Source organism: Clostridium tanneri, from assembly GCF_033659955.1.
Taxonomy (GTDB): domain Bacteria; phylum Bacillota; class Clostridia; order Clostridiales; family Clostridiaceae; genus Clostridium_AM; species Clostridium_AM tanneri.
Genome location: NZ_JARUJP010000019.1, coordinates 1 through 24,848 on the forward strand (window position 1 = coordinate 1; position 24,848 = coordinate 24,848).

A 24,848-nucleotide genomic window follows, 5' to 3' on the forward strand; every position below is an offset into this window, starting at 1 on the left:
AATACCACTTAAGAGCGATATTCTATTTAATCTATAAACGAATGTACTTCTGTGAATAAGTAATTTTTTTGCGCATTTGTTTAAACTTCGATTATATATTAAATAATAGTATAAGGTTTTCACTAAATCTGAATTATGTGTCTTGTCATATTCCCACAACACCTTAACTTCCGGCTGGATATAGTAATTCAAATCATATTTAGATGAGAACTCATTACAGATATGCTGCACCATACACCTCCGGTAGTACTGTAAAGGTACATCTTTAGAGGCACACTTAAGTGCCTGACAAGCCTGCTTATATCTGATTCCAAGCTCTAAAAAATCATCGAACCAATTTGAGAAGCCACACAGTATATTGCCTCGTATAAGAAAGTTACTTAACTTTTTTTCATCTACCATATTTCTATTAGAGTCTCCGTTAAATACTACCACAAGGTTATTTTTATAAATAAATGCTTTACTTCCAGGAATAAGTCTCATCACACTTTTACAATAAAATGGAATACTTATTGTAGTCTCAACATCTTCGTTGCATTTCATCACTCCAATACCAAACCGTTCATGTTGTTTCCATCCTAACAAAGATAGTTTATATTCTAAAACCTCATCCTCAAGTTCTTTGTTTTCTAGTATATCTAAAATCCACGACTCGTAAACGGTCCCCTGTGTCATATGGAACAAGGATTCCATTTTAATGATACTACTAATACAATCTACTAGTTCATTAGCAAGATTAAGATATGCATCATTCATAGTAGCATCTACTTCTATTATACCAAGACTGCCAACTTTATAATCATTTATTCGTATGTTTACTACTATGCAACGATAACTAAATCTCTTGTGTGTAAAAAATATTGGTTCATGAAGGTTATCCAAGTAATTGAGATATTTTGTATAAATAATTAATTTCATAACTTCAAAATCAACATATCCTTTTTCACTAATACTATTCCACAGAATATCATTTGCCTTTGTTTCAATGTTTCTGCTATAAGCTAAAGTTGTCTGAGAGGAATCCAGTATGTACATTGGATTTTTAAATATTTTATAACTGATATCCAGGACAGTCTGCAATGATCTATTATGTACAATAGACTCTAAAAGCTCACCTCTCCATTCAGAATATTCTTCAAATATTTTTTGTATCTTTTTAAATACTTCCGTTACAGAAACGTTATTTGAAATACAAATGAAATTTGGTACATTACCTATGAATGAGACCTCTTGCTTATTGCTTAATATTACGCAAAACATTGGCATTGTTCTTAGCTGCATTATTTCATTTTTATTCAATAAATATAAGTAATTTTCTAGATATTGTTGCTCATTTCTTCCTAAAAGAAGCACACCCTTCAAATCTGTTTCATTATTACCTTGGAACCCTACGGAATATCCCTCATTTTCTAACTTAGATGCTATATAGGACAATGTTATCATTTTTATCTCCCCCTCAACTGTACTAAGCATATAGTATATTGCTAATGATTTACTATTATAAGAGTAGTAATTACTCCTTTCAATATAGTATATAATGTTAACCATGTCGTTGAATACAATATTAATATAGAAATACAAAGTTTAAAAATATGAAAGTCAGCTCACTAATTAATTCGCAATTTTTTCGGTATTGTTTATTGTAAAACTTGATGAAAACTTTCAAATTGATTATCAAGTGATTTACCTGCTCTCATAAAAATTGCTGGCAATTATATTTGCCAGCAGTATGAGTACTGTTAAAAAAGTACTGAGTTCTTCGAGGATAGGTTGTAAATTAATTTTCACATAATTCAGAGGTTATTTATCAGTTATAATTACAGTTCTACTTTTTAAGTCATCCTTTGATGGTGTGTATTTGACATAGTTGCCATCAGCATCCTTGTCAGTTCTTAAAGATATTGAATTCTTGATTCTTACATCAAGTGAGTTTGTAAATGCTGAATAATTCTCGTTAGTGTTATTAAAATTGAATACAATAGTATTCCCTTTAATTTTTACTGAATCAGCCTTAATATCTGTTCCATCTATACTATTGAATGTAAAGTCATCTGGGTCAATCGCACTGTCTAGATCAATTATTGTATCAAATGTTACATAAACCTTTCCACCATCTACTCCCTTCGTTGCTGTCCAAAAGTCTACGCCATTATCATCAGAACATGTAGTTCTTGGTTCAGCTTGATAATAATAAATAGTATTTTCTTTATTCTCTGACTTATCATCTAGGCTAGCTATAGCTGCCCCAGTTTCATCAGTTGTTGCAGCATTTACTTTTATTCCAAGATATGCTTCTTGTCCTTGGGCTTTTATAACTTCTACCTTAGTTGGAGTATCGTTTGATAATCCATTAGCATAACCTACTGGGTGATCTGCCTTTTCTGCATCAGTAGCTTCATCCTCATCATTAAATATAAGTGTTACTTTATTTCCTGAAAAATCTACACTACTTGGTTTTACTCCTCCCAAAGTAAAATCGTTTACTTCGATTTCATCTATTGCCTTGTCAAATTGAAAATCAGCTTTTAGATCATCTCCATCATAATAGACTCTAAGTGTATTAGCTTTTACTTGCGCTCCAACTTCTGATTTATTAATTGATCCTCTATATACTTCACCATCTAATGTATTTCCTTTTTTGTCTTTAACATTAAGGACTATTACCTCAGTTATATCAGTGGTTTCATCAATTATAGTAGTACCAGTTGTTTTTACATCGTAGTTTGATGGAAATTCTATTATAGCACTCTTATCATCTCCACCAGATGATATAGTAACACTTTCTGGTAAATCCTCAGTTTCCCCCTCTCCATTTATAAATTTGTAGTTATCTTTATTAGTAATTGTATTTAAGTCCATAGCTTCGCTGAAATATATAACAACCTTATCTTCTTTATCTAAAGCATTGCTAAGATTTGCATATACTCCTGTTACCTTTGGTGATATATCATCATTACAGTCTAAAGTAGTTGTATAATCATCCATTCTATTAGGTTTAGTTGCTGTATCAACCATATTCTTTATTGTTAGAGTATACTTAGAGGAATTTAATCTCCAGTCATCTTTTGCGTCATCTGGATTATATTTATTTAATTTAATATCAAAACAGTTATTGTTTCCTGGATCAGAACTACTAACTATAGTTTTAATATGGTTGGTTATATTTATACCTTCGTTATCTAGTAGTTTGTAGTTTGAAATATTAGTAGCATAGCTAAAATCTACAACTTTGCTATATTCCACACGGATAGTCTCTCTATCCAATATCTTTACACTGTTAACTGTAGGCTTAGTATTGTCTTTAGCATTATTAAAAGTTGTGCTAGTATTAGAAGCAACTTTATTTCCATAAGCATCTTTAATCTTATCACTTATATTAACTATATTTACTCCAATATGAAACATATTTTCAGGTATATTGAATACTTTTAGAACATCATGAACTGGCTCATCAAGATAACAATAAACTGCTCCTGGCATCTCACTTAATTTTTTCCCATTCAACTCATAATTTGATAGGTCTGTACCTGATTTCACATCCATTGATTTATCAAACGTAATATAGATTCTTCCACCTTCAGTATGTACTATTGATTTAATCACTGGTGCAGTACTACTGCTTTCCACTTTGAAGTCTGAACTTGATTCTTTGAAGATAAACCCAGCAACATCTCTTAACGCACCATTGTTATCTCCATCTAAAACCTTTAATGTATGAGTTCCCGTTGATATCGGTCTATCGAGATAGAATAATATTTTATCTGCCCAGGTTCCAACAGGTCCATATAAAGAATCATCTACTGTCATCATATCAATAGTTTGAGTGTAAGCTGAGTTTACTCCATAGTTTGATAGACTTTCTCCATCAATCTTAAATTTACTCTTTATTTCATTTAGAGTTTTAATGTTAACAGCTTCTGAAAACTCTACTCTTAGTCGATTATTTCCTTCAACAGCTACTTTTGTTAACTTAGGAGCTTCAGTATCTGATACAGTTATATCTTTGCTAAGCCCCTCGATCGTCTTGGTTTCATCAAAAGTTAAAATACCCGTTTTAACTTTAACTGTCAATTTATCATATTGTTTTCTTGGTTGAGCAAGTGTTATAAAAGCGTGGTATGGATCTTCATAAAAAATAGTTGCTGCATTAGACTCTTTTGCAACGCCGCCTGTACACGGAACCAACTTACTTCCATTTATTTCATAGTTTGTTACATCTGTGGTTGAATACAACTCAGTCATAGCGTTAAATTCAATACCTATTTGATTAAGGTTAATTGGGTATATTGATTTAACTGCAGGTTGTTCAACAGCTTGTACTTGTTCTTCATTGCCTATTGATAAATTTATAGCATCTTCTATGTCCTTGGAAATAACGCCCACACCTCCGACAATATTTATACCTGTTACCTTAGATGCTTTTCCTTTAATATAGTCTAGGGCTTTTGTTGTTGCTTTTGAGGAAGGAGTATCAATTAATACTAGAGGTGCTGCTGACTTTCCAGCTAATGCTGCTGCTACTAGAGCATCTGCATATCCCTGCCCACTAGCATTAGCAACGAAAACTTGTCCATCTTTTAAATCCAATCCGAACTTTGTTAACACATTCATGTTTGTCTCGAATCTATCTGCACCACCATCTATTCTTTCTATTGCGCCTAATGAATTGTAGATATGTTCGTTTATAACATTTTTTGTTCCTAACACTGTTACTTTCGAGTTATTATATTTTATAAACTCAATCGCTGATTTCATTGAGTCATCATCGTTACTTCCTAGCAATAATATTTGTTCTTTAGACGATGCTATTGGTGCTACAGATAAAGCATCTGAAAATCCTTCTCCACCTACTAACATTATGTTATCTGCTTTTACTCCAAGGTCTACTAGTTTTTTTGCAACTGCTATGTTAGTCTCATATCTATTAGATCCTTGCAATTCTATTAAATTATAGTTATTACTCTTTAGTTCATCTCTTATCGATTGGTTTATTGAAGCATTCCCACCTACAACGTATACATTTTTAGTTTTTAAATTTGTTAACGCTGCTTTAGTATCTGCGTTTAATGTTCCCGATGCTGTTAAAAGTATAGGTGAATTTAATTTTTTAGCTAATACCGTGGCACTTATTGCATCTGCATATCCTTCACCAGAAACTAATACTACGTTATCACTAGTTGCCCAGTTTGTTGTAGCAATCTTAGCTGCGGTTGCATACCTGTCAGTTTCGCCTATTCTTATAGCTTTTCCTTGTTCGGCATAAACTGTACCCGATATTAAAGCCATTGCTAAAACTAAAGATGTAAGTGCTATACTCGCTAATCCCCTTTTTATTCTTTTATTCATACAGTTATTCCTCCTGTGTAAATTAAATAAATATGAATTTCTACAGACAAATACTTCATTCTTAAATAAACTAACTCCCCCCTTAACTCTAAGTAACTGATAGGCCTCATCAAATACCTCTGCAGACATAATAAGTTTTGATAAAGATTATATATTGGTATATGATGTTAGCTAGAATTGGAGCCTTTCTAAATAAATTGTCTACTTAACAATTTGTTAACATTATACAATATATTTAAAATACTAATTAGTGTTCTTATAGTACCAAATTATCAACTAAAAACTGTACTTACAATACAGTTATAGAGAGTAAAATCATAAAACTGTTAAGCCTATAATAAATGAGATAAACATTTATTTTAATTCCGTAACATAAATAGCATGAGTAATATAGAAATTTATATTTGATGCTCAGATTCTGAACATTGTATCATTGGACTAGCACAATCAGGTGAGTGTGCAGATGAAATTTTCGGTGGCTATCCTTGGTACACTAGACCAGAAGATATAAATGCCAATACTTTCCCTTGGTCTAAATCTGTTGCCACAAGAAAACAATTACTATCAAAAGAACTGAAATCCCTAGACTTAGAAGAATATTTAAGTGATCAGTATAATCAAACCTTAAAACAGGTTCCTTATCTAGATGGAGAATCTAAATTTGAAAAGCGTATGCGTGAATTATTCTATCTAAACATTAAATGGTTCATGATTACGCTATTAAACAGAAAAGACCGTATGAGCATGTCTAACAGTCTTGAAGTAAGAGTTCCTTTTGCAGATTATAGACTTGTTGAATATGCCTTCAATATTCCATCTAATATTAAATTGTGTGATAACAGAGAAAAAGGCATTCTAAGAAAGGCTTTAAGAGGCATTCTCCCTGATGATATTATTGATAGAAAAAAGAGCCCTTACCCAAAAACTCACAACCCTAAATACACTAAGATTGTTCAGCAGTGGATGACTGATATATTAGAAGATAGGACATCACCTATTTTAAATTTGGTTGATAAGGAAGCTATAAGACTATTAATACAAACTGGTGGCTCTTCCTTTAAAGAACCTTGGTATGGACAGCTTATGAGGGGACCTCAACTGCTGGCTTATTTGATTCAGGTTAATGAGTGGTTAAAAGAATATAAAGTTAGTATAGAATTATAGTAACTTTATACCATATGTTAACTATAACGGACAAATGAAGTGTTCTTAGACTGATTACAGCCCTATATGTTTTTCAAACATATAGGGCTATGAAGCAGAAGATTTTCAATGTTCCTAAAAAGTATTTAGAATAGATTTTATTATTCCTTAACTTACTACAAAATGATTTAAAATATCTCTTACCAATGAAAAAACGTCCCACTGAATAATGAATAAGTTAACTTTTCAATGAGACCTGAATCGTCAAAGGGACCTTTTGTAACATAGTTTTTTGCAATACTGGTTAATCCTCCAGCAGTGAAAACTGCAATATAATCACGGTTCGTCTCATATTCCTGAGAAATAACATGCTTGCACGAGGGGACTGAACGATAAAAGCAGTCAAATAAAATCTATGATATAAATATCGGGAGAAAACTTGGGGGAAAACTAATTGGATTGCCTCATAACAATAAAGTAAATTATTCTGGAAATTTTTTATTGAAGATACATGTATTCGATGCGGTGCTTGTACTCTTAATTGTCCTAAAAATGCTATACGCTATAAGGGAGAAAAAAGCAAGGCAAGATATATAAATGAAAGCGTGAGTCTTAATGAAATTATTATAACAAATAATTCCACCTTTAATATAGATAACTGAAAGTTGCACCGGGCTTAATTAATTGCCCTTGTGACAGAAATAATAATCTGTTTCTGTGTGCGCCAACAGTTACTCCACCTCCCATATGTGTAACTATTAGGTTAAATTCATCATAGGATTTATTGATTTATTTAGCATATCTTTTAATTTCGTTGGTAACTAAATCTGCTAAAGCTATTAAATACATTTTTGTTTCATGACTATCACTTCTTGAAGTTAAAATAACTGGTGCTGCTATTCCGACTAATAGTCCACCATTTTTACAATCTGTTGTATAAGTTAAAGTTTTATACATTATATTTCCTGATTATATGTTTGGCATAAGTGATATATCTACCTTACCAGTTGCAACTAATTCAACGGCTTTTAGGGAAACTTTGTTAGGGTTTGTTTCATCAATTAATTCAAACTTACTTAAATTCATATCTATTTCTGATGCTATAGCTTCGATTTTAGTTTTATCTCCAACTAGTATAGTCTCTGCTACGCCTTTGTCTTTAGCATCTTTTATGGCTTCAAGAACATGCTTATCCTGTGCAACAGCTACTGCTACTTTTTTTATACTTTGATTTTTCACCTTTTGTATAACCTCTTCAAAACTCTTAATCATTATCACTACCTCACCTTTGCTATTTTGTAATTTTTCAATACATCTAGTAAAATAATACTTCCTTGTCTTTATTGAAAACAAGGAAGTACATTGGAAACTTTTATAAACTTTTTCATCAAACTATATAAACAGCTTCAAAACCTTTACATTCTTTCTATATAAAAACTTTTAGTATGTTATATAAAACAAAGTTTTTTAATCCCTTTCTTCATTCATGTGTAAAATATCTAACATACTAAGCTGGTTGTCCGTTTTCTATTTCTTTTTTATCTCCACCGCCCCACTTTTTAACAGCCCATGAAGTTAATATAGGTCCTAAAATTGCAGTTACTATAACTGCTGCTGCAGTTTGAATGGACGCACTTGCTACAAATGGCTGCATGCTTGGAACTGCTGTAGCTACAATAGCAGGGTAAGCTACCGCACTTCCAGAAACTGTTGCCAAAGCTGCTCCTGCATATCCTGGGCGTCTTAGAATAAATTTATCTGCGCAAATTAGAATTAGTCCGCCGATAGCAACAACAACAATACCTAATACAATACCGCCAAGTCCTGCTGTAAATAATTTTTTAAGATCTAACGATGCTCCTATAGCAATTGCAATCAAAGGAATACATACATGAAGACCTGGTTTAAAATATTTACGTACACCTTCAAACAAACTTCCTAATACAAGACCAACTAACATAGGTAAAATAGTAGCAAGTATTGCTTTAGGTGATACTGCTGCTGCACCTGATGCACCAATAGCTAATATAGTTAGCAATGGGCTATCTTTAAGACAAAGAACACTATATGCTCCTAAATCCAATTCATCTCCATTCTCACCTGTAAGTGCAAGATAAATTGCTCCATTAGAAGTTAAAAGACAATTAAACAGAGCTAATACTGAAACACCAAGTACACCTTGAACTCCAAACATTTTAATTATTATGAAACCTGGTATAAATCCTGCCATAAACTTTGCAGCTAGCAAAACTCCCCCTCTTAACATAGCTTTTGGGGCTTCAGTCCATTTTAATTGTGTTCCTACAAAGAAAAGTACTGCTCCAGTTAGTGGCACTGCCGCTGACTTAGAAAAGATAGCAGTTGTAATCCCCCCTATTTGTACTATATCTGGGAAAATTGAATTTATGATCGCACTAAGAAACATTGGAACAATCATGATAGCTGCCGGTATCTTTTTCCACAATTTTGTTATAATCGTCATTTTTATTCTCCTTTCATTTTTAAAGACCTTTTATTTAACTGATCTGATTTATATAAATACTGAAGTTTTTTTCTCTTCCTTACAGTATGTTATATCTTATTAAAATTAAATTTTTCTTGGGTCAGTTATTACTCCAGTAATTGCAGATGCTGCTGCAACAGCTGGTGAAGATAGATAAATCAATGACTTAGCACTACCCATCCTACCTAAAAAGTTTCTATTATTTGTTCCTAAAATAACCTCTCCGTCACTAACTAAGCCTCCACTTCTTCCCTGGCAAAGTGAACAATAAGAATGAGTAACCATAGCTCCAGCTTCTACTAGTGTTTCAATATATCCTAATTTAATTGCTTCCTTAAATATTTTATTAGATGCTGGTGAAACAATAAATTTTACAAAAGGATTGATTTTTTTGCCCTTTAAAATTTTAGCCGCAATCTCTAAATCCTCCAGTTTTCCATTAGTGCAAGAACCTAAAAATACCTGGTTAATCTTTAAACCTTCTACCTCAGTAATTGGATGAACATTATCAACATATTGTGGACATGAAATCTGAGGAACTAGTTCTTCTGCTTTGTAGTAAAGTGCTCTTTCATAGTTAGCATCCTCATCAAAGCACAGCCACTTTACATCTTCATAATTAACTCCACTATAGTCACAAGTTTTTTCATCGGGAGCAAATAAACCAACTTTTCCTCCACATTCCACAACCATATTTGAAATTGTAAGCCTAGAGTCTACACTTAGTTCATCAATGGCTGTACCACAAAATTCTAGGGATTTGTATGTTCCGCCATCGGATTTTATATCTCCTAATACTTTAAGTATTATATCCTTTGAGCTTACAAACTCTGGCAAAACACCATCTATCTGAATTTTTATAGCACTAGGTACTCTTACCCACATTTCTCCTGTTCCAAGTATTGATGCCATTTCAGTATGCCCTATACCTGTGGCAAAACAGCCTACAGCTCCGTAAGTTGTAGTATGTGAATCCGTAACATAAACCACCTGTCCTGGCTTTGCATATCCCATTTCAGGCATCAGTTGATGTGATATACCTTCTGATACATGAAGATTTTTAATACCAAATTCTTCTGCAAATTTATATCCATATCGTAAATGCCTAGGATCATCCTTTAAGCACGTAAGATTTAGATGATCAAACATTATAGCTATTTTATCTTTATCCCAAACTTCTTTAAATTCCATTTCTTTAAATTTGTTATAAACAAATGGAGTATATATGTCATGAAACATTACAGTATCTGGTTTAGTTATGACTATATCCCCTGGTTTAATATTTTCTACTCCAGTGTTATGCATAAGAAGTTTTTCAGCTAATGTATTTCCCATTATCTATCCCCCCTTTTTGCTCTGTTTCTTTTCTGCATGCTTTTGATTAAGCCTCCATCCTCAATAATTTTAAAAAGGTTTTCTGGCATTTGAGGAATTTGAAATTCTTTACCATTACAAGATATTTTTTTATTTATTTCAACTTTTACAATATCACCCTCATTACAATGATCCGGTAAATCCTTGCTTTCTATTAGTAAAAGTCCGTTGTTAATTGCATTTCTGAAAAATATTTTAGCAAAGGATTTGGCAATGACGCACTTAATTCCAAGTGCAACTATTACCTCTGCCGCCTGTTCCCTTGAAGAACCACATCCAAAATTTTTACCACCAACTATAATGTCTCCAGATGCTATCAAACCTGGCAGCTCTGGTCTTAAAGGTTCAAATGCATATTGCTTCATTTCTTCAATAGTAGGTATAGCTAAATATTGTGTAGGAATTATGATATCAGTATCAATATCATCTCTTAGTTTCCATACTCTTCCTTCAAATTCTTGAATCATAATATCGCCTCCTAAGTTAAGATAATTCAGGGCAAATATATCCAGTAAGTGCAGTCATAGCTGCTGTAGCCGGAGAAGAAATATAAATCTTAGCTGTATCTGAACCAGCATGTCCCTTCTCATTGTATGTTCCAGCAGAAACTAAAACTTCATCAGTATCGATAATTCCCTGAGATTTGCCCCAATCTGCACTACATCCTTGATTCATTACTAAACATCCTGCATCAATGAATATTTCAATTAATCCTTCTTGAAGTGCCTTAATGTAAACAGCGCTTGTAGCAGGTGCAACTAACATTCTTAATCTATAAGCAATCTTTTTACCCTTTAGTACCTTAGCTGCACTTCTTAAATCCTCAATTTTACCTCCAGCATTACCACCGATAAAAACCTCATTAACTAAAACTTCTTTTAAAGTATCTGCCTCTACAATTTCACTGTAGCTATCCGGCTTAACAACTAGCGGTTTAATTTTTCCTAAATCATATTTATAACTACCACAATAAGAATCCTTATCCAAATCGTTATCAAAATTTACAATTGCGCTGATAGCTCCAGTTTTTCCTGCAAGACTACATATGGTAGTCAAATCTTCCTCAGTTAAGTTTGATAATCCATCACCAACAAACTCAATAATTTTCCCTTCTAAAGCTTTACATCCAACCTGTCTAATAATTTCTAAGGTAACATCTTTTGAATAAACTCCTGGATTCAATTTTCCAGTAAGCTCAACCATTATTATTTCGGGAGCTGTTATTTCTATAAATCCAGTTTTTATTATCTCTGTTAACTTCTCTGGTTTAACCTTAAAGCCCATGGCACTTTTTGCACCAAAAATCGCTGTATGATTTCCACATCCAACAACTATATCTCCATTTTTAATATATTTTTCTAAAGCTAACTGATATCCAATACCTTCTCCGTTATGAAGGAGAGTATTGTACTTCTTTGCAAATTCTATCAATTTCTTTTGAATTTCAGCTGCTTCTATTGAACCAGCAGGAGTATCGTGGTCAATAGCAACAATAACTTTTTTGTTGTCAAATAACGTATCCTCACTTTTTAGGAAATCAACAGAAGTATTAGACTCTGCATCATCAATTAAGCAGTAACTAACGGCTATCTTAATGTTTTCGCCAGCGGTAATTTCCTTCAAATATGCCGCCTTTGATAATATCTTATTACCTAGCATCATTTTTCCTCCTCATTAAATATTATCTGCAATACGAGAACCCATTTCCTTTGTACCTATTAGCTTTTTACCCTCACAAAATAAATCTCTTGTAACAAAATTCTCCTTAAGCACTCTATCTACAGCATTTTCCACCTTTAAAGCTTCCTCACTCAATCCTAATGAATATCTAAGCAAAAGGGCAGATGCTAAAATCACCCCTATAGGGTTTGCAACATCTTTACCAACAATGCTTTCATCAGTGTTATGCAACTGATTAGGTGTAAAAATTCCAGGTCCTTTTATACCAAGCTCAGCAGAAGCCAATATGCCTGCAGTTCCAGTAATTTGACTTAGTTCATCTGCTATAATATCACCAAAAATATTTGAAGCGATAATGACATCGAATTTACTTGGATCTTTTAGTACCTCCATAGATGCATTATCAATTAAATAATGTTTTACTTCCACCTCTGGATAGTCTTTTGAAATCTCATTCACAACAGTTCTCCAAAGCATTGAACTTTCTAGAACATTGGCCTTATCAAGACTTGCAAGCTTTTTTCGCCTTTTCATAGCGGCTTCAAAGCCCATAATTACAGTTTTTCTAATGATTTCTTCATTATAATATTCTAAATCACTTGCTTCTCTTCCAAACTTACCTACACCAGTTTTCTTTTCTGAGCAAATCATACCACCTACAATATCCCTTACTACAAGAATATCAAGGCCTTTTCTAAGAATACTTTCCTTCAAAGGAGAAAAGCTTGTTAAGGCGCTATTTACAAATATTGGTCTCAGATTATCTCCTAAACTGAGTTCTTTTCTAAGTTGTAATATAGCCTTTTCTGGTTTTTTATCTAGAGGTTGGCTATCCCATTTTGCTCCGCCAATAGCTCCCAAAATTATTGCATTACTTTTTTTACAAACCTCTAAGTTATCTTTTGTCAAAGGTTCACCATATTTCTCAATAGATGCACCACCAGCTTCTATTTCTGTATACTTAAACTTATGTGAAAACAATTTTCCTATTTTATCTAATATTTTAGTAGCTTCTTTAATTACCTCAGGACCAATTCCATCCCCAGATATTAGTGCTATATTAAATTCCATTTTATCCTCCACTTGTCGATACTAAATTTGCTAAGTTTTTATTACTATCTGTTAAACTTTAGTTATTAGATTATAAACTCTCTATTAGTTTAACTAAGAATCAGCAGTAGTCCCAATGGAAAATGTTGCTGATTCCAGTCTTGTTTTACATCATTGCATATTAGTTATCTGCAAGTTTTTTATATTTTTCGTATTTTTCTTTTGCAGATTTCTCTGCAACTTCAAATAATTCTTCTGCAGCTTCAGGGAATGTTCTTTGAAGTGATGAGTAACGAACTTCACCTAATAAGAACTCTTTAAAGCTGCTCTTTGGCTCTTTTGAATCCAATACAAATGGATTTTTCCCTTCTTCTTTTACAAGTGGATTATATCTATATAAGTGCCAATATCCTGCTTCAACTGCACGCTTTTGTTCTAATTGAGAAGTACTCATACCACCTTTTAAACCGTGGCTTATACATGGAGCATAAGCTACTATAATTGATGGTCCAGGATAGCTTTCAGCTTCTGCAACAGCTTTCAAAAATTGACTTTGGCTTGCTCCCATTGCAACTTGTGCTACATACACATAACCATAGCTCATGGCCATCATTCCTAAGTCTTTTTTCTGAATCTTCTTACCAGATGCAGCAAACTGAGCAACTGCTCCTACAGGTGTAGCTTTAGAAGATTGTCCACCAGTGTTTGAGTAAACTTCTGTATCAAGCACAATTACATTGACATCTTCACCAGAAGCAAGAACGTGATCTAATCCTCCAAATCCAATGTCATATGCCCATCCGTCTCCACCATACATCCACATTGATTTCTTTACAAGATGTTCCTTGTTATCTAGTATTTCATCCACTAATTCTTTCAGCTGTCCATCAAAGCTTGAACTTTCTAATACATTTACAACATTTCTACTTAAAGCTTTTGAAGTTTTACTGTTGTTATAGTTATCAATCCACTCTTGTAATGTGGATTTCACATTTGCATCTTCAGTTAAATTAAGAATGTCTTGAATTTTAGATTTCAAGTTATCCCTTTGTTGCTTAACTGCTAAGCACATACCAAGACTAAACTCTGCATTGTTCTCAAATAGTGAGTTTGACCAAGCTGGACCATGTCCTTCAAAATTTGTTGTATATGGTACACATGGAGCCGCTGCACCCCAAGCCTGTAAACAACCTGTAGCACTAGCAAGATACATTCTATCTCCAAATAGTTGTGTTATTATTTTGGCATAAGGAGTTTCTCCACATCCTGCACAAGCACCAGAGAACTCAAGAAGAGGCTTTTCAAATTGACTTCCTTTTACTGTATTAATATCAGCAGGATTTTCTTTTTTAGAAATTGATAATGCATAGTACCAGTTATCCATTTCATTTTGTTGAGTTTCAGCTGGCTCCATGGTAAGAGCTTTTTCTTTAGCTGGACAAACTTGAGCACAAACTCCACAGCCTGTACAATCTAATACATCAACTTGTATTCTGTAATTATAATTTTCAAAACCTTTGCCTATAGCCTTTTTAAGCTTAAACCCTTCTGGCGCCTTATTTGTTTCTTCTTCATTTGCTAAGAAAGGTCTTATAGCAGCATGAGGACAGACAAATGAGCATTGGTTACACTGTATACATTTGTCTATATTCCAAACTGGAACATCTACAGCTATACCTCTCTTTTCATAAGCAGATGTACCAAGAGGCACTGTACCGTCTTCTCTTCCTACAAAGACACTTACAGGCAACTTATCTCCTTCTTGTGCATTTACAGGCATAAGAATATTTTTAACGTAATCTGGAACATCTACTATTGCTGCTGCTTCTACTTCTGTTGCATCAGCCCAGGCTGCTGGAACCTTAATTTCTACTAGACCTTCAACACCTTTATCTACGGCGGCATAGTTCATGTTAACGATTTTATCACCCTTTTTACTATAGCTCTTATAAATCATTTTCTTCATATACTCTATAGCTTCTTCTATAGGTATAATATTAGCAAGTTTAAAGAAAGCAGCCTGAAGAACAGTATTCGTGCGATTTCCAAGTCCTAATTCTTTAGCTATGCCTGTAGCATTTATTGTGTAAAATTTGATACCATGCTCTGCAATGTATTTTTTCATCTTAGCTGGAAGATGTTGTTCTAACTCTTCACTATTCCAGCTGCAGTTTAATAAAAATGTCTTTCCATCTTTTAAATCAGAAATTATGTCATACTTATCTACATATGAAGCATTGTGACAAGCAACAAAATCTGCCTTTTTTACAAAATAACTTGAACGTATAGGTTCTTTTCCAAAACGCAAGTGTGATTGTGTTACTCCACCAGATTTCTTTGAATCGTATGAAAAATATGCTTGTGCATACATCTCTGTATGGTCACCTATGATTTTAATTGAGTTTTTATTAGCTCCTACTGTACCATCTGAACCAAGTCCCCAGAATTTACAGCTTATTGTTCCCTTTGGTGCAACGTCTAATTCTTCTCCTACTTCTAATGAAAGATACGTTACATCATCAACTATACCAACTGTAAAATGGTTTTTAGGAGTATTTTGTTTAAGGTTATCAAATACTGCAACTATTTGTGCTGGTGTTGTATCCTTTGAAGAAAGTCCATAACGACCTGCATATAATTCAGGTCTTTCAGATTTATTAGCATAAGCTGTACAAATATCTTCATATAAAGGTTCAGCAGCTGCTCCTGGTTCTTTTGTTCTATCTAAAATAGCAATTCTCTTAGCTGTGGCAGGAACTGCTTTTAAAAAGTGTTCAACTGAGAATGGTCTATAAAGATGTACTTGAACAAGTCCAACCTTTTCACCTTTTGCATTTAAATAATCTATTGTTTCTTCTATAGGACCACATACAGAGCCCATTGCAATAACTATACGTTCCGCATCTGGTGCACCATAATAATTAAACAATTTATAGTTTCTTCCTGTAAGCTTATTAATCTCATTCATGTAATCTTCCACAATACCTGGAATAGCATTATAGAATCCATTGCTTGCTTCACGTGCTTGGAAGAATATATCTGGATTTTGTACTGTACTACGTTGTACAGGTCTTTCAGGATTTAAAGAATTTTTTCTAAATGCTTTAAGAGCCTCTTTATCTACAAGTCTACTTAAATCATCATATTCAAGGCATTCAATTTTTTGGATTTCGTGTGAAGTTCTAAATCCATCAAAGAAGTGTAAGAATGGAACACGTCCTTCGACTGCACTAAGATGTGCAACTCCTGATAAATCCATAACTTCTTGTACACTTGAGGTTGATAACATAGCAAAACCTGTTTGGCGACAAGCCATTACGTCTGAATGGTCACCAAAGATTGAAAGCGCATGGGTACCTACAGTACGAGCAGTTACATGTAAAACTCCTGGCTGTAACTGACCTGCTATTCTATACATAGTAGGAATCATCAGAAGTAAACCCTGTGAAGCTGTATATGATGTTGTTAAAGCTCCTGCTTCTAGTGAGCCATGAACTGCACCTATAGCCCCTGCCTCAGATTGCATTTCTACTAATCTTACTGTTTGTCCGAAAATATTTTTCTTTCCTTTTGCTGACCATTCATCAACATGTTCAGCCATAGGTGATGATGGTGTAATTGGATAGATTGTTGCAACTTCTGTAAAAGCATATGATATATAAGCAGCAGCTTCATTTCCATCCATTGTTTTCATAACTTTAGGCATAGATAAATCCTCCCAATTCTATAGTGATCATGTTAGTATAACGTTGTACTTAGCAAAATTTAACGTTATACTAACATGATGCTTTTCTTTAGTATAACGTTGTACTTATTATAGTATAACGTTATACTAAAGTCAATATGTTTTATTTTTTATTTGAACCGTTTACACAGTCTATAGTAATATAACTATTAGTAAAAAGTGTAGTGATGAACATATTAATTTTACTTGACAAAATTACTCATTTTTTTTATAATTTAGTGTGGATTTCTAAACATAAATTTAATTTGTAAATGAGTGATTAAAATGGCTACTATTAAAGATGTCGCAAACCTAGCAGGAGTCTCTGCTGGTACTGTATCAATAATCTTAAACGGTAAAGCATCTGAAAGAAAAATATCTATAGAAACACAGGAGAAAGTCATGGCTGCTGTCAAAGAGCTTGATTATCGTCCAAATATTTCTGCGAGAAAGTTACGCAGTCAAGATGTGTCTAATAATCCAACAATTGCATTGTACTGGGCATCAGACGTCCGCGTTAACTTAATGGCCAGATTCTTAAGAGGACTGCAAAACGCAACTAGTCAATTAGGTCGTAACTTTGACATTGTAATCTGTCCTTATAAAAATGATTTTCTTCATTTAGAAAATGGACTTAAGCATCGTAACATATATAATGCTGCAATTATTGCAAATACCTCTGTTTCTGATATGGAATATCTTGAAAGTATAACTCCAGAAATACCAGTGGTTTTATTTAATCGTTTCTCTGATAAATACTGTGCAGTCCATGTTGATAACTACAAAATGGGCGTAGAATCTGCATTGTTATTTTCTAAGATGGGACATAAGGATGCAGCAATCATGCTGGCTAAGTCAGCTTATCTTGCAATGGATATTAGAAACAGAGGTTTTGTGGAAACCTGCAAAAATAATGGAATTGAAATATTACCAGAGAACATTATAATTTCCGATAACACCATAGAGGGTGGTGTGGAGGCAGCCAAGAAATTTATTAACTTAGACAATCCTCCAAAAGCCTTATTCTGTAATTCTGATACTATAGCCTTAGGTGCTCTTCATGTTTTTAATAAGGAAGGAATTAAGGTTCCCGAAGATGTGGAGATAATTGCAGTTGGTATGAGTAGTGTTGAAAATACGGAATTTAGTAATCCACCACTTACCGTAGTTAATATTCCTATGGAAGAGATGGCTACTTCTTGTATTAAAATTATTTCTGGTCTAATTGATCATAATGTTGAGAATTCTACTTCTATTTTGTTTGATACTCCATTAATAATTAGAGATTCTTGTGGCGCTATTAGACCTAAAAGTGCTCAGTAGGAAAATTAATAACTATAATATATATATCAAACGTTAAACTAGTGACATTAAAACTTTATGTTTCGATGTCACTAGTTTTATTATTCATATTTCTAGTTAAATACCATTAAACACTCAAAATAGTATTATTGAATTAACACTATTTCTTGAGGTAAGAGTTCCTTTTGCAGATTATAGACTTGTTGAATACGCCTTTAATATTCCATCTAATATTAAATTGTGTGATAACAGAGAAAAAGGGATTTTAAGAAAGGCTTTAAGAGGCATTCTTCCTGATGATATTATTGATAGAAAAAAGAGCCCTTACCCAAAAACTCACAACCCTAAATACACTAAAATTGTTCAGCAGTGGATGACTGATATATTAGAAGATAGGACATCACCTATTTTAAATTTGGTTGATAAGGAAGCTATAAGACTATTAATACAAACTGGTGGCTCTTCCTTTAAAGAACCTTGGTATGGACAGCTTATGAGGGGACCTCAACTGCTGGCTTATTTGATTCAGGTTAATGAGTGGTTAAAAGAATATAAAGTTAGTATAGAATTATAGTAACTTTATACCATATGTTAACTATAACGGACAAATGAAGTGTTCTTAGACTGATTACAACGCTATATGTTTTTCAAACATATAGGGTTATGAAGCAGAAGATTTTCAATGTTCCTAAAAAGTATTTAGAATGGACTTTATTAGTGCTTAACTTACCATAATCAAGCAAGTTCACCTCGGTTTTATACGTCTTTGTATTTAATCCTTCATTAATTAAAAACTACTGTATACCTAATGGCTAGTAACATTTTTTTCAACTGTTTCTTTTAATCCTTTGAGAATGATCTCCCAATTTTCATAAATTCGATTAAACATTTCATCGGTTTTGATGTTATCTTGAGTGACTGCAAGTAAAGTATCTCCACCTTTCTCAATTAGTTCATAAGTTATATTGGCATAGTTTTCTGGTTTATCTTCCAAACCAGAAAATGGAGACCAGAAAGCATATTGGAAAATCTTATTTGTTATTAATTTCAAAATTAAACCTTTATCCTCATAGATCTTCCCTTCCCACTTTCCTCTAAAAATTATAGAACTTCCCATGTTCCAATCAGAAACTGCTTCAGTACCAAATAAATACTGTTTTATCAATTTAGGATTTATCAACGCATTCCAAACCTTAGATACATCAGCATTAATTTGAACTTCCTTATTTACAACTAGTTCTTTAGACATATATATTCGCTCCTTTCAATATTTTATTCAAATCTGATGATATAGCATTTTCAAAGAACTAAACCAGATACTTAAATGTCATTTCCTATATTACTTATAAATTCACTAATGGCTGATGCAACCTTTTCAGGCTGTTCTTCTGATGAAAAATGTCCGCAGTTTTCGATTACTTTTAGGACCACATTTTGCAGGCCATTTTCAGCAAACCCCTTCATGTATACTTCAACATTTATATGTTCATCTTCTCCTCGCAAATAGAGAATCGGCATCGTAACAATATCATCTTTTGATGTCATATTATCTTTTTCATCTAGAGCAAGACATCTATAACAATCAAATCCTGCTTTTAAGGCACTTGGACGACTATATGCTTCAGCATATAATTTCCTTTGAGTGTCACTCATTTTTTTACCCTTTCCAGCAAGAGCATCATAGAAATAAGAAAAGTACTCCAGTTCATTGCCTCTAACAAGCAATTCAGGTAACTGGGGTATGGAATGAAAAGCAAAATGCCAAATATATGGATTGCTTTTTACCGCCTCCCATGGCTCAACTCCAGGAATGGCAACATTCATAATGACAGCACGTGAAATTCTATCTGGAAAGTTCTTCAAGAAAGCATAAGTTACCTGTCCTCCAACATCGCACCCGACTAAAGTAACATCGGATAAATTCAAGGTGTTCATAACATTGTGAACATACTCTGCTATATTTCGCTTTCTGTATGACCGTAATGGGATTTCCGAATCACCTATGCCGGGTAAGTCAATGGCAACTACATGATAACTATTAGAAAGAAGTGTCATCACAGTTTTAAATTCCAGCCAACATGTAGGCCATCCATGAATAAAAAACACAGCTGACTTTGATGTTGGACCAGCCTCTACAACATGGATAGGTATCTCTTTGACAATAACTTTACTATGGACGAATACTTCTTTTATACCATTCTCTTTATCTATCATTTTAGCTCACTCCTATAAAATTTCTCAATTACTTCATTATCATAATACTCATAACATGACAACAGCACGTCATGTTATACTTTGGATATGAAATCTTTTTATTTCATCAATCTTAAGAAGTAGATTTCTTTTTATATATAGAGGCTCTAAAATTTGAATGGAAGTACCAAAGGACAGAAGAAATCCATATAACCAATCATCCTCTGGCAGCCTTATGGATACGAGAAGTGAACCATCTTCATTTTTTACTATGTATTTTTGATTGAACTCATCATAAACCCTGTATGCTACTTGAGGAGCAAAACGCATCTTCATATTAATAAGGTCATGTGAATTAGTACGAGGTATTTCAATTGACGGAATATGAAACTCTTTATCAGCAAAGCTTATTGGTAAAATTTCAACATCTTGAATTCTGCTAATTTTAAAAGTTCTGTAGTCCTGTTTTAAAAGACAATATCCTTGTAAATACCAAGATTTCGCTTTGAATGCAAGCTTTAGCGGATAAGCTGTTCTGTGAGTAATATCTCCATAGGAATTTAGATAGGTAAAAGATACTGCTTGCTTCCCGATAATAGTTTCTTTCAATGCTTCAAATTTTTCTTTGTCTGTTTCACAATTGGTCCAGGGCGAAAAATCAACTTCAATCCAACTATCACTTGTTTTATCAAAGAGGACAGTCAACCTTGAAAGTATATTGCTAACATCAAAATGGTTTGTGGACGACAGGCTTTGCAGAGCTAATAAAATTTGATTTTGTTCTTCCTCTGAAATTGCAGTCTTATTCAAAACAAAATTATCAAGGATAGATATACCTCCACCCTTACCCTGCTGAGAATATATAGGAATCCCTGCTGCTGACAACGTCTCTATATCACGCAATATTGTTCTCACTGAAACCTCAAAATGTTCTGCTAACTCTTTAGCTGTTGTTCTTTTCTTATAAAGCAATAGATATACGATTTCAAAAAGTCTATTTATCTGCATATACTCACCTCTGCAATATTTTAACATAACATTATGACATATATACGTAATGCTATAAACAATGAATTCCAGATATTAGAGCTGACCAGTTATTTATGTAATTCCATTAATTTTAAAGCATAATCTTTTTATACACCGATTAAAAATTAAGATTAAATTGATTGGTCTTGATTTAGAAGTTAAAAACAAAGAAAAAAGTGCTCCATCTAACAAAGATTAGCACTTTTTTCAATTAGCCTTTATCTGAAATAATCACACAATGCTTTAAAATAAAAAACAATCTGCTTTTTAAAATTTTCCAATTACAATTTATTTTATTACCTTAGAAGATTTAGTTGCCACGAAACTCCAAAGCGGTCATTTACCCAACCAAACTTTTTACTAAAACCATAATTATCTAAAGGCATAAGTACCTGTCCGCCTTCACTTAGGCTCTGATAAAAGTCTCGAATCTCATCTTCCGTATCGCAAATAATATAAATTGAGAAAGATGGTGTAAAGGAAAACTCATGTTTCATATTACTATCAATACACATAAATTCTTGTCCTTTTAAGGTAAAAGTAGCCTGCATAATAGACCCTTCAACTCCACTTTCATTAGCACCATAGCGAACTATGTTTATAATTTCTGAATCCTCAACCAGGGAGGTATAAAAATTCATTGCTTCTTCCGCATTGCCATCTTGAAACATTAAGAATGGTATTACCTTTTCCATTTTGAATACTCCTTTCCATATCTATACTCTTATGTATAACTTGATTTTATTATAATATCCCTTGCCAGCTATATCTAAGGTTTATTTAACCTAATAGCTAGTTTGATATGAGATTGAATTATTTTTTCTTCTTTAATTTTTCTTCTGCATTTTTTATATTTTCAGCAACTCTAAATGCAACTATTTTACTTACTAATTCATAAGGTAATGGCCTTTTTATAGGAAATTGTACTGATCCTTTTGCTCCTTTATATTCTAATAATTCATCTTTAAATGCATCAATTCCACTAGGAGCTGGATAAAATCCTATATGATTTTTATAAGCTGCAAAATGTACCAAATTCCCATGTAGTATAAAAGTAGGCATTTGCCAACTTATCTTCTCTTCTGCCTTAGGTGCAGCTTCTTTTATAACTTTTCTTAATGTTTTAAGTATCTCTTGAACTTCAGGAGAGAATTGTAAAATATATTCATCAATTGTTTTGCAAGTGGTTTTATTCTCTTCCATGATTTCTCCTTTCACAAATCCTTAAAGTGGACTAATATGCTATCTTAAAAAGATAACAAGCTCATTCGGTGTAAATATGAGTCAATAACTATCTCCCAGAAATACTACCATTTAATCTTTCATTAAGACAACTGCATTGATCCTCATCTAACTCTAGTTCATTGTTCTTGCAAAGAATATCAATTACTTCTCTCCAATGGTTGAATGAACTTATAAGGATTGCCTTTTGTACTGTATATCGAAGCCGTTCTTCATTCTTATAAAATCGGGGTTGTTCCCTATCATTATAAAATCTAACTGCATATTCCCCTGGAGCAACTGCTCTACCGATTTCCAAAAGAACATTATTTGTACTGGAATTAACAGTATCTATGATAGTTTGTAATGGTATAATATCTTGGAGTTTGTACTTACTCCCTCTTTTAGCCATGGTAAAAGCCTCCCTAATTAATAACTGGATTATTAATATATGCTTTATTCCCATACTCCCTATACTTTAATTAAAATTTATTTGCACTTATGTCGTATAACAATAAGTTATTGATATCAACGCCGGGTTTTTATTCTATTGCATACCTACAATCAGCATTAGTATTGATAAAATATTCCTTTATGCCAATTCTAAAGTTTTCTTTTTTAAATTTCCAAACTTCCAATTATAGACACAATGTGTGAAAAATAATCCATATAATACAAGTTCAACAACCTAGTCTAAATTCCTCTATATATAACTAAATTCATAGTTATCCGAACAAAAAAGTTTATCAAGGCAATTTGCCTAAGGTTTCAGTTATCAAAGAGCTTTACACATGAATCGTCTAACATATTAGTCTGCATAAAGGACTAATAAAAATTTTATCTACACACCTGTTATATTTAGCAAGAGATTATAGAAATATTAATAATGAATAGAGATTATCCCAAAATGAACCCCTTCTTTATTAAGTTTTAGAAATAAGTATGATTAAAATCCTAGTTCCTCACCTATTATGATTACATGAAAATCCGAATCTACAGGCTTTTTATGCATAATATTTGTTATATTACAGTTTCTCTGTTTAGAACTACAGTCCATACATGTGCCACTAAGATTGCATGCCAAATTATTGCAGTACTTTACATTATTCATCTGTGCTGCAACAAAACGAATCCTCTCTAATCCTGCATTTAGGTCTTTAACAACTTTGTTAGCACCTGCTATAACTATTATTCTGTCTGAACCGTAAAGACTTCCTGCAATCCTGTTGCCTGTTCCATCAGTGTTGACAATTTGACCATCCATTGTTATTGCATTTGCTCCCAACATAAATACATTAGCAACAAGATATTGCATAAGTATATCTCGCATTTCTTCCTTAGTTCCTACAACATTAAACCCTGGGCTATTATGCTCCATAGCATAGTTATTTACTGCACAAGTATGAGGAATTGCAACACAATTTTTCTTTTCCAGCTCCTCATCCAGTTCAAGAGCAAATATTGTATGTGAATCCCCACACCCTATGATGCCATTATTAGGAATCAAACTTAAAACAAGTATTCTTGCTTCCTCAATTGAATCACAATAATAGGCTTCAAAATTGTTCTTTTTGAGATTCTTTACTGCAACTGTGCCTTTTTGTCTTAAGTAGTCCTTTTTTATACTGTCTCTGTTATATGCCCCTTCTTTTAATTTTGGCATCTTAAAATTATGGAGATTTAGCATGATTTTTCCCCCTTTTATTATATTATACTTAATTTTGTTGCACATACTCGATAGTTCAAAGTGGATTGCGTAAACAGATAGCAATCACAAATAATAAAATTAATATTGCAAACTAACTTTTTCTGTTACAATTAGTATAAATGCCCAGAAACAAGTATACAAGTACGCACATTTTTGTGCCCTAAAAAGGAGAATTTTATGTCACAAAATAAAGAACAAGGAGTTATTAACGAGAAAAACTGCGTGATGATATATTCTATGGAAATTATCGGTGGAAAATGGAGAGTACCAATACTATGGAAATTATATCAAAATAAAACTATGCGTTATAATGATCTTAAAAGAAATCTAGTAGGTATTACGAATATTATGCTTACAAGATCACTGAAAAGTTTGGAGGAAAATGGGCTTGTGAGCAGAAAGGAATTTAATCAGATTCCGCCTCGAGTGGAGTATTCATTAACAGATAACGGCTTACAGCTTGTGCCTGCATTAGAAGCTATTTTTAATTGGGGAAAAGAGAGGATGACAAAAGAGGATATGACTTTAAAGACTGCTCGCTGCTAGCCAAATAAATGAGTAAATACTTGCAATGA

At 33.0% G+C, this 24,848-nt stretch carries 17 protein-coding genes and 5 pseudogenes; 5 read left to right on the top strand and 17 right to left on the bottom strand.

What is annotated here, in order from left to right; all coding sequences use genetic code 11:
- On the bottom strand, positions 1–1,443 hold a 1,443-nt coding region (locus P8V03_RS14415), incomplete at its 3' end, for a PucR family transcriptional regulator (RefSeq protein WP_318798703.1).
- Between the two features lie 357 nt (positions 1,444–1,800).
- Complete coding sequence (locus P8V03_RS14420; RefSeq protein WP_318798704.1) at positions 1,801–5,346, bottom strand: cell wall-binding repeat-containing protein; 3,546 nt, start codon at positions 5,344–5,346, stop codon at positions 1,801–1,803.
- 438 nt (positions 5,347–5,784) lie between these two features.
- On the opposite strand from P8V03_RS14420, the pseudogene P8V03_RS14425 reads away from it, so the two are divergent.
- Positions 5,785–6,510, top strand: a pseudogene (locus P8V03_RS14425) (asparagine synthetase B family protein); the annotation flags it as partial.
- A gap of 473 nt (positions 6,511–6,983) precedes the next feature.
- Positions 6,984–7,151 (top strand): annotated as a pseudogene (locus tag P8V03_RS14430) (4Fe-4S binding protein); the annotation flags it as partial.
- Positions 7,152–7,278: 127 nt separating this feature from the next.
- On the opposite strand, the pseudogene P8V03_RS19215 reads toward P8V03_RS14430, so the two are convergent.
- The 8 genes and pseudogenes from P8V03_RS19215 to nifJ form a co-directional block, all read right to left on the bottom strand.
- Positions 7,279–7,494 (bottom strand): annotated as a pseudogene (locus P8V03_RS19215) (phosphate acyltransferase); the annotation flags it as partial.
- Between the two features lie 18 nt (positions 7,495–7,512).
- A pseudogene (locus P8V03_RS19220) lies at positions 7,513–7,761 on the bottom strand (phosphate acyltransferase); the annotation flags it as partial.
- Between the two features lie 235 nt (positions 7,762–7,996).
- Positions 7,997–8,971 carry a 2-keto-3-deoxygluconate permease gene (locus P8V03_RS14440; protein WP_318798705.1) on the bottom strand — a complete coding sequence of 325 codons (975 nt, stop codon included), beginning with the start codon at positions 8,969–8,971 and terminating at the stop codon, positions 7,997–7,999.
- 105 nt (positions 8,972–9,076) lie between these two features.
- Positions 9,077–10,327 (bottom strand): aconitase/3-isopropylmalate dehydratase large subunit family protein, encoded by a 1,251-nt coding sequence (locus P8V03_RS14445; protein WP_318798706.1) that lies wholly within the window; start codon positions 10,325–10,327, stop codon positions 9,077–9,079.
- Positions 10,327–10,833 carry a LeuD/DmdB family oxidoreductase small subunit gene (locus tag P8V03_RS14450; RefSeq protein ID WP_346432512.1) on the bottom strand — a complete coding sequence of 169 codons (507 nt, stop codon included), beginning with the start codon at positions 10,831–10,833 and terminating at the stop codon, positions 10,327–10,329. The genes P8V03_RS14445 and P8V03_RS14450 overlap by 1 nt, the downstream gene beginning before the upstream one ends.
- A 16-nt stretch (positions 10,834–10,849) precedes the next feature.
- Positions 10,850–12,025, bottom strand: a complete 1,176-nt coding sequence (locus P8V03_RS14455; protein ID WP_318798707.1) for an aconitase family protein — start codon at positions 12,023–12,025, stop codon at positions 10,850–10,852.
- 15 nt (positions 12,026–12,040) lie between these two features.
- Complete coding sequence (leuB, locus tag P8V03_RS14460) at positions 12,041–13,117, bottom strand: 3-isopropylmalate dehydrogenase (RefSeq protein ID WP_318798708.1); 1,077 nt, start codon at positions 13,115–13,117, stop codon at positions 12,041–12,043.
- A gap of 160 nt (positions 13,118–13,277) precedes the next feature.
- Positions 13,278–16,802, bottom strand: a complete 3,525-nt coding sequence (gene nifJ / locus P8V03_RS14465; RefSeq protein WP_318798709.1) for a pyruvate:ferredoxin (flavodoxin) oxidoreductase — start codon at positions 16,800–16,802, stop codon at positions 13,278–13,280.
- Positions 16,803–17,105: 303 nt separating this feature from the next.
- Here nifJ and P8V03_RS14470 point away from each other — a divergent pair, with 303 nt between their 5' ends.
- The gene (locus P8V03_RS14470) at positions 17,106–18,143 is read left to right on the top strand and encodes a LacI family DNA-binding transcriptional regulator (RefSeq protein WP_318798710.1); all 1,038 of its coding nucleotides are present in this window, start codon (positions 17,106–17,108) and stop codon (positions 18,141–18,143) included.
- Positions 18,144–18,285: 142 nt separating this feature from the next.
- Positions 18,286–18,696: pseudogene (locus P8V03_RS14475) on the top strand (asparagine synthase-related protein); the annotation flags it as partial.
- Positions 18,697–18,927: 231 nt separating this feature from the next.
- On the opposite strand, the gene P8V03_RS14480 reads toward P8V03_RS14475, so the two are convergent.
- The 7 genes from P8V03_RS14480 to P8V03_RS14510 all read right to left on the bottom strand — a co-directional run bounded on the left by P8V03_RS14480 (position 18,928) and on the right by P8V03_RS14510 (position 24,252).
- Positions 18,928–19,371 carry an SRPBCC family protein gene (locus P8V03_RS14480; protein ID WP_318798711.1) on the bottom strand — a complete coding sequence of 148 codons (444 nt, stop codon included), beginning with the start codon at positions 19,369–19,371 and terminating at the stop codon, positions 18,928–18,930.
- A gap of 71 nt (positions 19,372–19,442) precedes the next feature.
- A complete protein-coding gene (locus tag P8V03_RS14485; RefSeq protein WP_318798712.1) occupies positions 19,443–20,336 on the bottom strand; it encodes an alpha/beta fold hydrolase in 894 nt (297 codons plus the stop codon).
- 69 nt (positions 20,337–20,405) lie between these two features.
- Positions 20,406–21,323, bottom strand: coding sequence for a helix-turn-helix transcriptional regulator (locus P8V03_RS14490; RefSeq protein ID WP_261671441.1), 918 nt, complete (start codon positions 21,321–21,323; stop codon positions 20,406–20,408).
- A 317-nt stretch (positions 21,324–21,640) separates the two neighbouring features.
- The gene (locus P8V03_RS14495; protein WP_261671442.1) at positions 21,641–22,039 is read right to left on the bottom strand and encodes a VOC family protein; all 399 of its coding nucleotides are present in this window, start codon (positions 22,037–22,039) and stop codon (positions 21,641–21,643) included.
- Between the two features lie 118 nt (positions 22,040–22,157).
- On the bottom strand, positions 22,158–22,547 hold the full coding sequence (locus tag P8V03_RS14500; RefSeq protein ID WP_261671443.1) for an iron chaperone: 390 nt from the start codon (positions 22,545–22,547) through the stop codon (positions 22,158–22,160).
- A gap of 88 nt (positions 22,548–22,635) precedes the next feature.
- A complete protein-coding gene (locus P8V03_RS14505) occupies positions 22,636–22,977 on the bottom strand; it encodes a hypothetical protein (RefSeq protein WP_261671444.1) in 342 nt (113 codons plus the stop codon).
- A 534-nt stretch (positions 22,978–23,511) separates the two neighbouring features.
- Positions 23,512–24,252: a lactate utilization protein gene (locus P8V03_RS14510; RefSeq protein ID WP_318798713.1), complete on the bottom strand. Its 741-nt coding sequence runs from the start codon at positions 24,250–24,252 to the stop codon at positions 23,512–23,514.
- A gap of 198 nt (positions 24,253–24,450) precedes the next feature.
- On the opposite strand from P8V03_RS14510, the gene P8V03_RS14515 reads away from it, so the two are divergent.
- Positions 24,451–24,819, top strand: coding sequence for a winged helix-turn-helix transcriptional regulator (locus P8V03_RS14515; protein ID WP_261671446.1), 369 nt, complete (start codon positions 24,451–24,453; stop codon positions 24,817–24,819).
- Positions 24,820–24,848 lie beyond the last annotated feature (29 nt).

Bases quoted from the DNA above. Each gene is read 5' to 3' on its own strand.
- P8V03_RS14510 (WP_318798713.1), bottom strand. From the start codon at position 24,252: ATGCTAAATCTCCATAATTTTAAGATGCCAAAATTAAAAGAAGGGGCA.
- P8V03_RS14455 (WP_318798707.1), bottom strand. From the start codon at position 12,025: ATGCTAGGTAATAAGATATTATCAAAGGCGGCATATTTGAAGGAAATT.
- P8V03_RS14490 (WP_261671441.1), bottom strand. From the start codon at position 21,323: ATGCAGATAAATAGACTTTTTGAAATCGTATATCTATTGCTTTATAAG.
- P8V03_RS14505 (WP_261671444.1), bottom strand. From the start codon at position 22,977: ATGGCTAAAAGAGGGAGTAAGTACAAACTCCAAGATATTATACCATTA.
- P8V03_RS14420 (WP_318798704.1), bottom strand. From the start codon at position 5,346: ATGAATAAAAGAATAAAAAGGGGATTAGCGAGTATAGCACTTACATCT.
- P8V03_RS14470 (WP_318798710.1), top strand. From the start codon at position 17,106: ATGGCTACTATTAAAGATGTCGCAAACCTAGCAGGAGTCTCTGCTGGT.
- P8V03_RS14480 (WP_318798711.1), bottom strand. From the start codon at position 19,371: ATGTCTAAAGAACTAGTTGTAAATAAGGAAGTTCAAATTAATGCTGAT.
- P8V03_RS14515 (WP_261671446.1), top strand. From the start codon at position 24,451: ATGTCACAAAATAAAGAACAAGGAGTTATTAACGAGAAAAACTGCGTG.
- P8V03_RS14495 (WP_261671442.1), bottom strand. From the start codon at position 22,039: ATGGAAAAGGTAATACCATTCTTAATGTTTCAAGATGGCAATGCGGAA.
- leuB (WP_318798708.1), bottom strand. From the start codon at position 13,117: ATGGAATTTAATATAGCACTAATATCTGGGGATGGAATTGGTCCTGAG.
- P8V03_RS14440 (WP_318798705.1), bottom strand. From the start codon at position 8,971: ATGACGATTATAACAAAATTGTGGAAAAAGATACCGGCAGCTATCATG.
- P8V03_RS14450 (WP_346432512.1), bottom strand. From the start codon at position 10,833: ATGATTCAAGAATTTGAAGGAAGAGTATGGAAACTAAGAGATGATATT.
- nifJ (WP_318798709.1), bottom strand. From the start codon at position 16,802: ATGCCTAAAGTTATGAAAACAATGGATGGAAATGAAGCTGCTGCTTAT.
- P8V03_RS14445 (WP_318798706.1), bottom strand. From the start codon at position 10,327: ATGGGAAATACATTAGCTGAAAAACTTCTTATGCATAACACTGGAGTA.
- P8V03_RS14500 (WP_261671443.1), bottom strand. From the start codon at position 22,547: ATGGAAGAGAATAAAACCACTTGCAAAACAATTGATGAATATATTTTA.
- P8V03_RS14485 (WP_318798712.1), bottom strand. From the start codon at position 20,336: ATGATAGATAAAGAGAATGGTATAAAAGAAGTATTCGTCCATAGTAAA.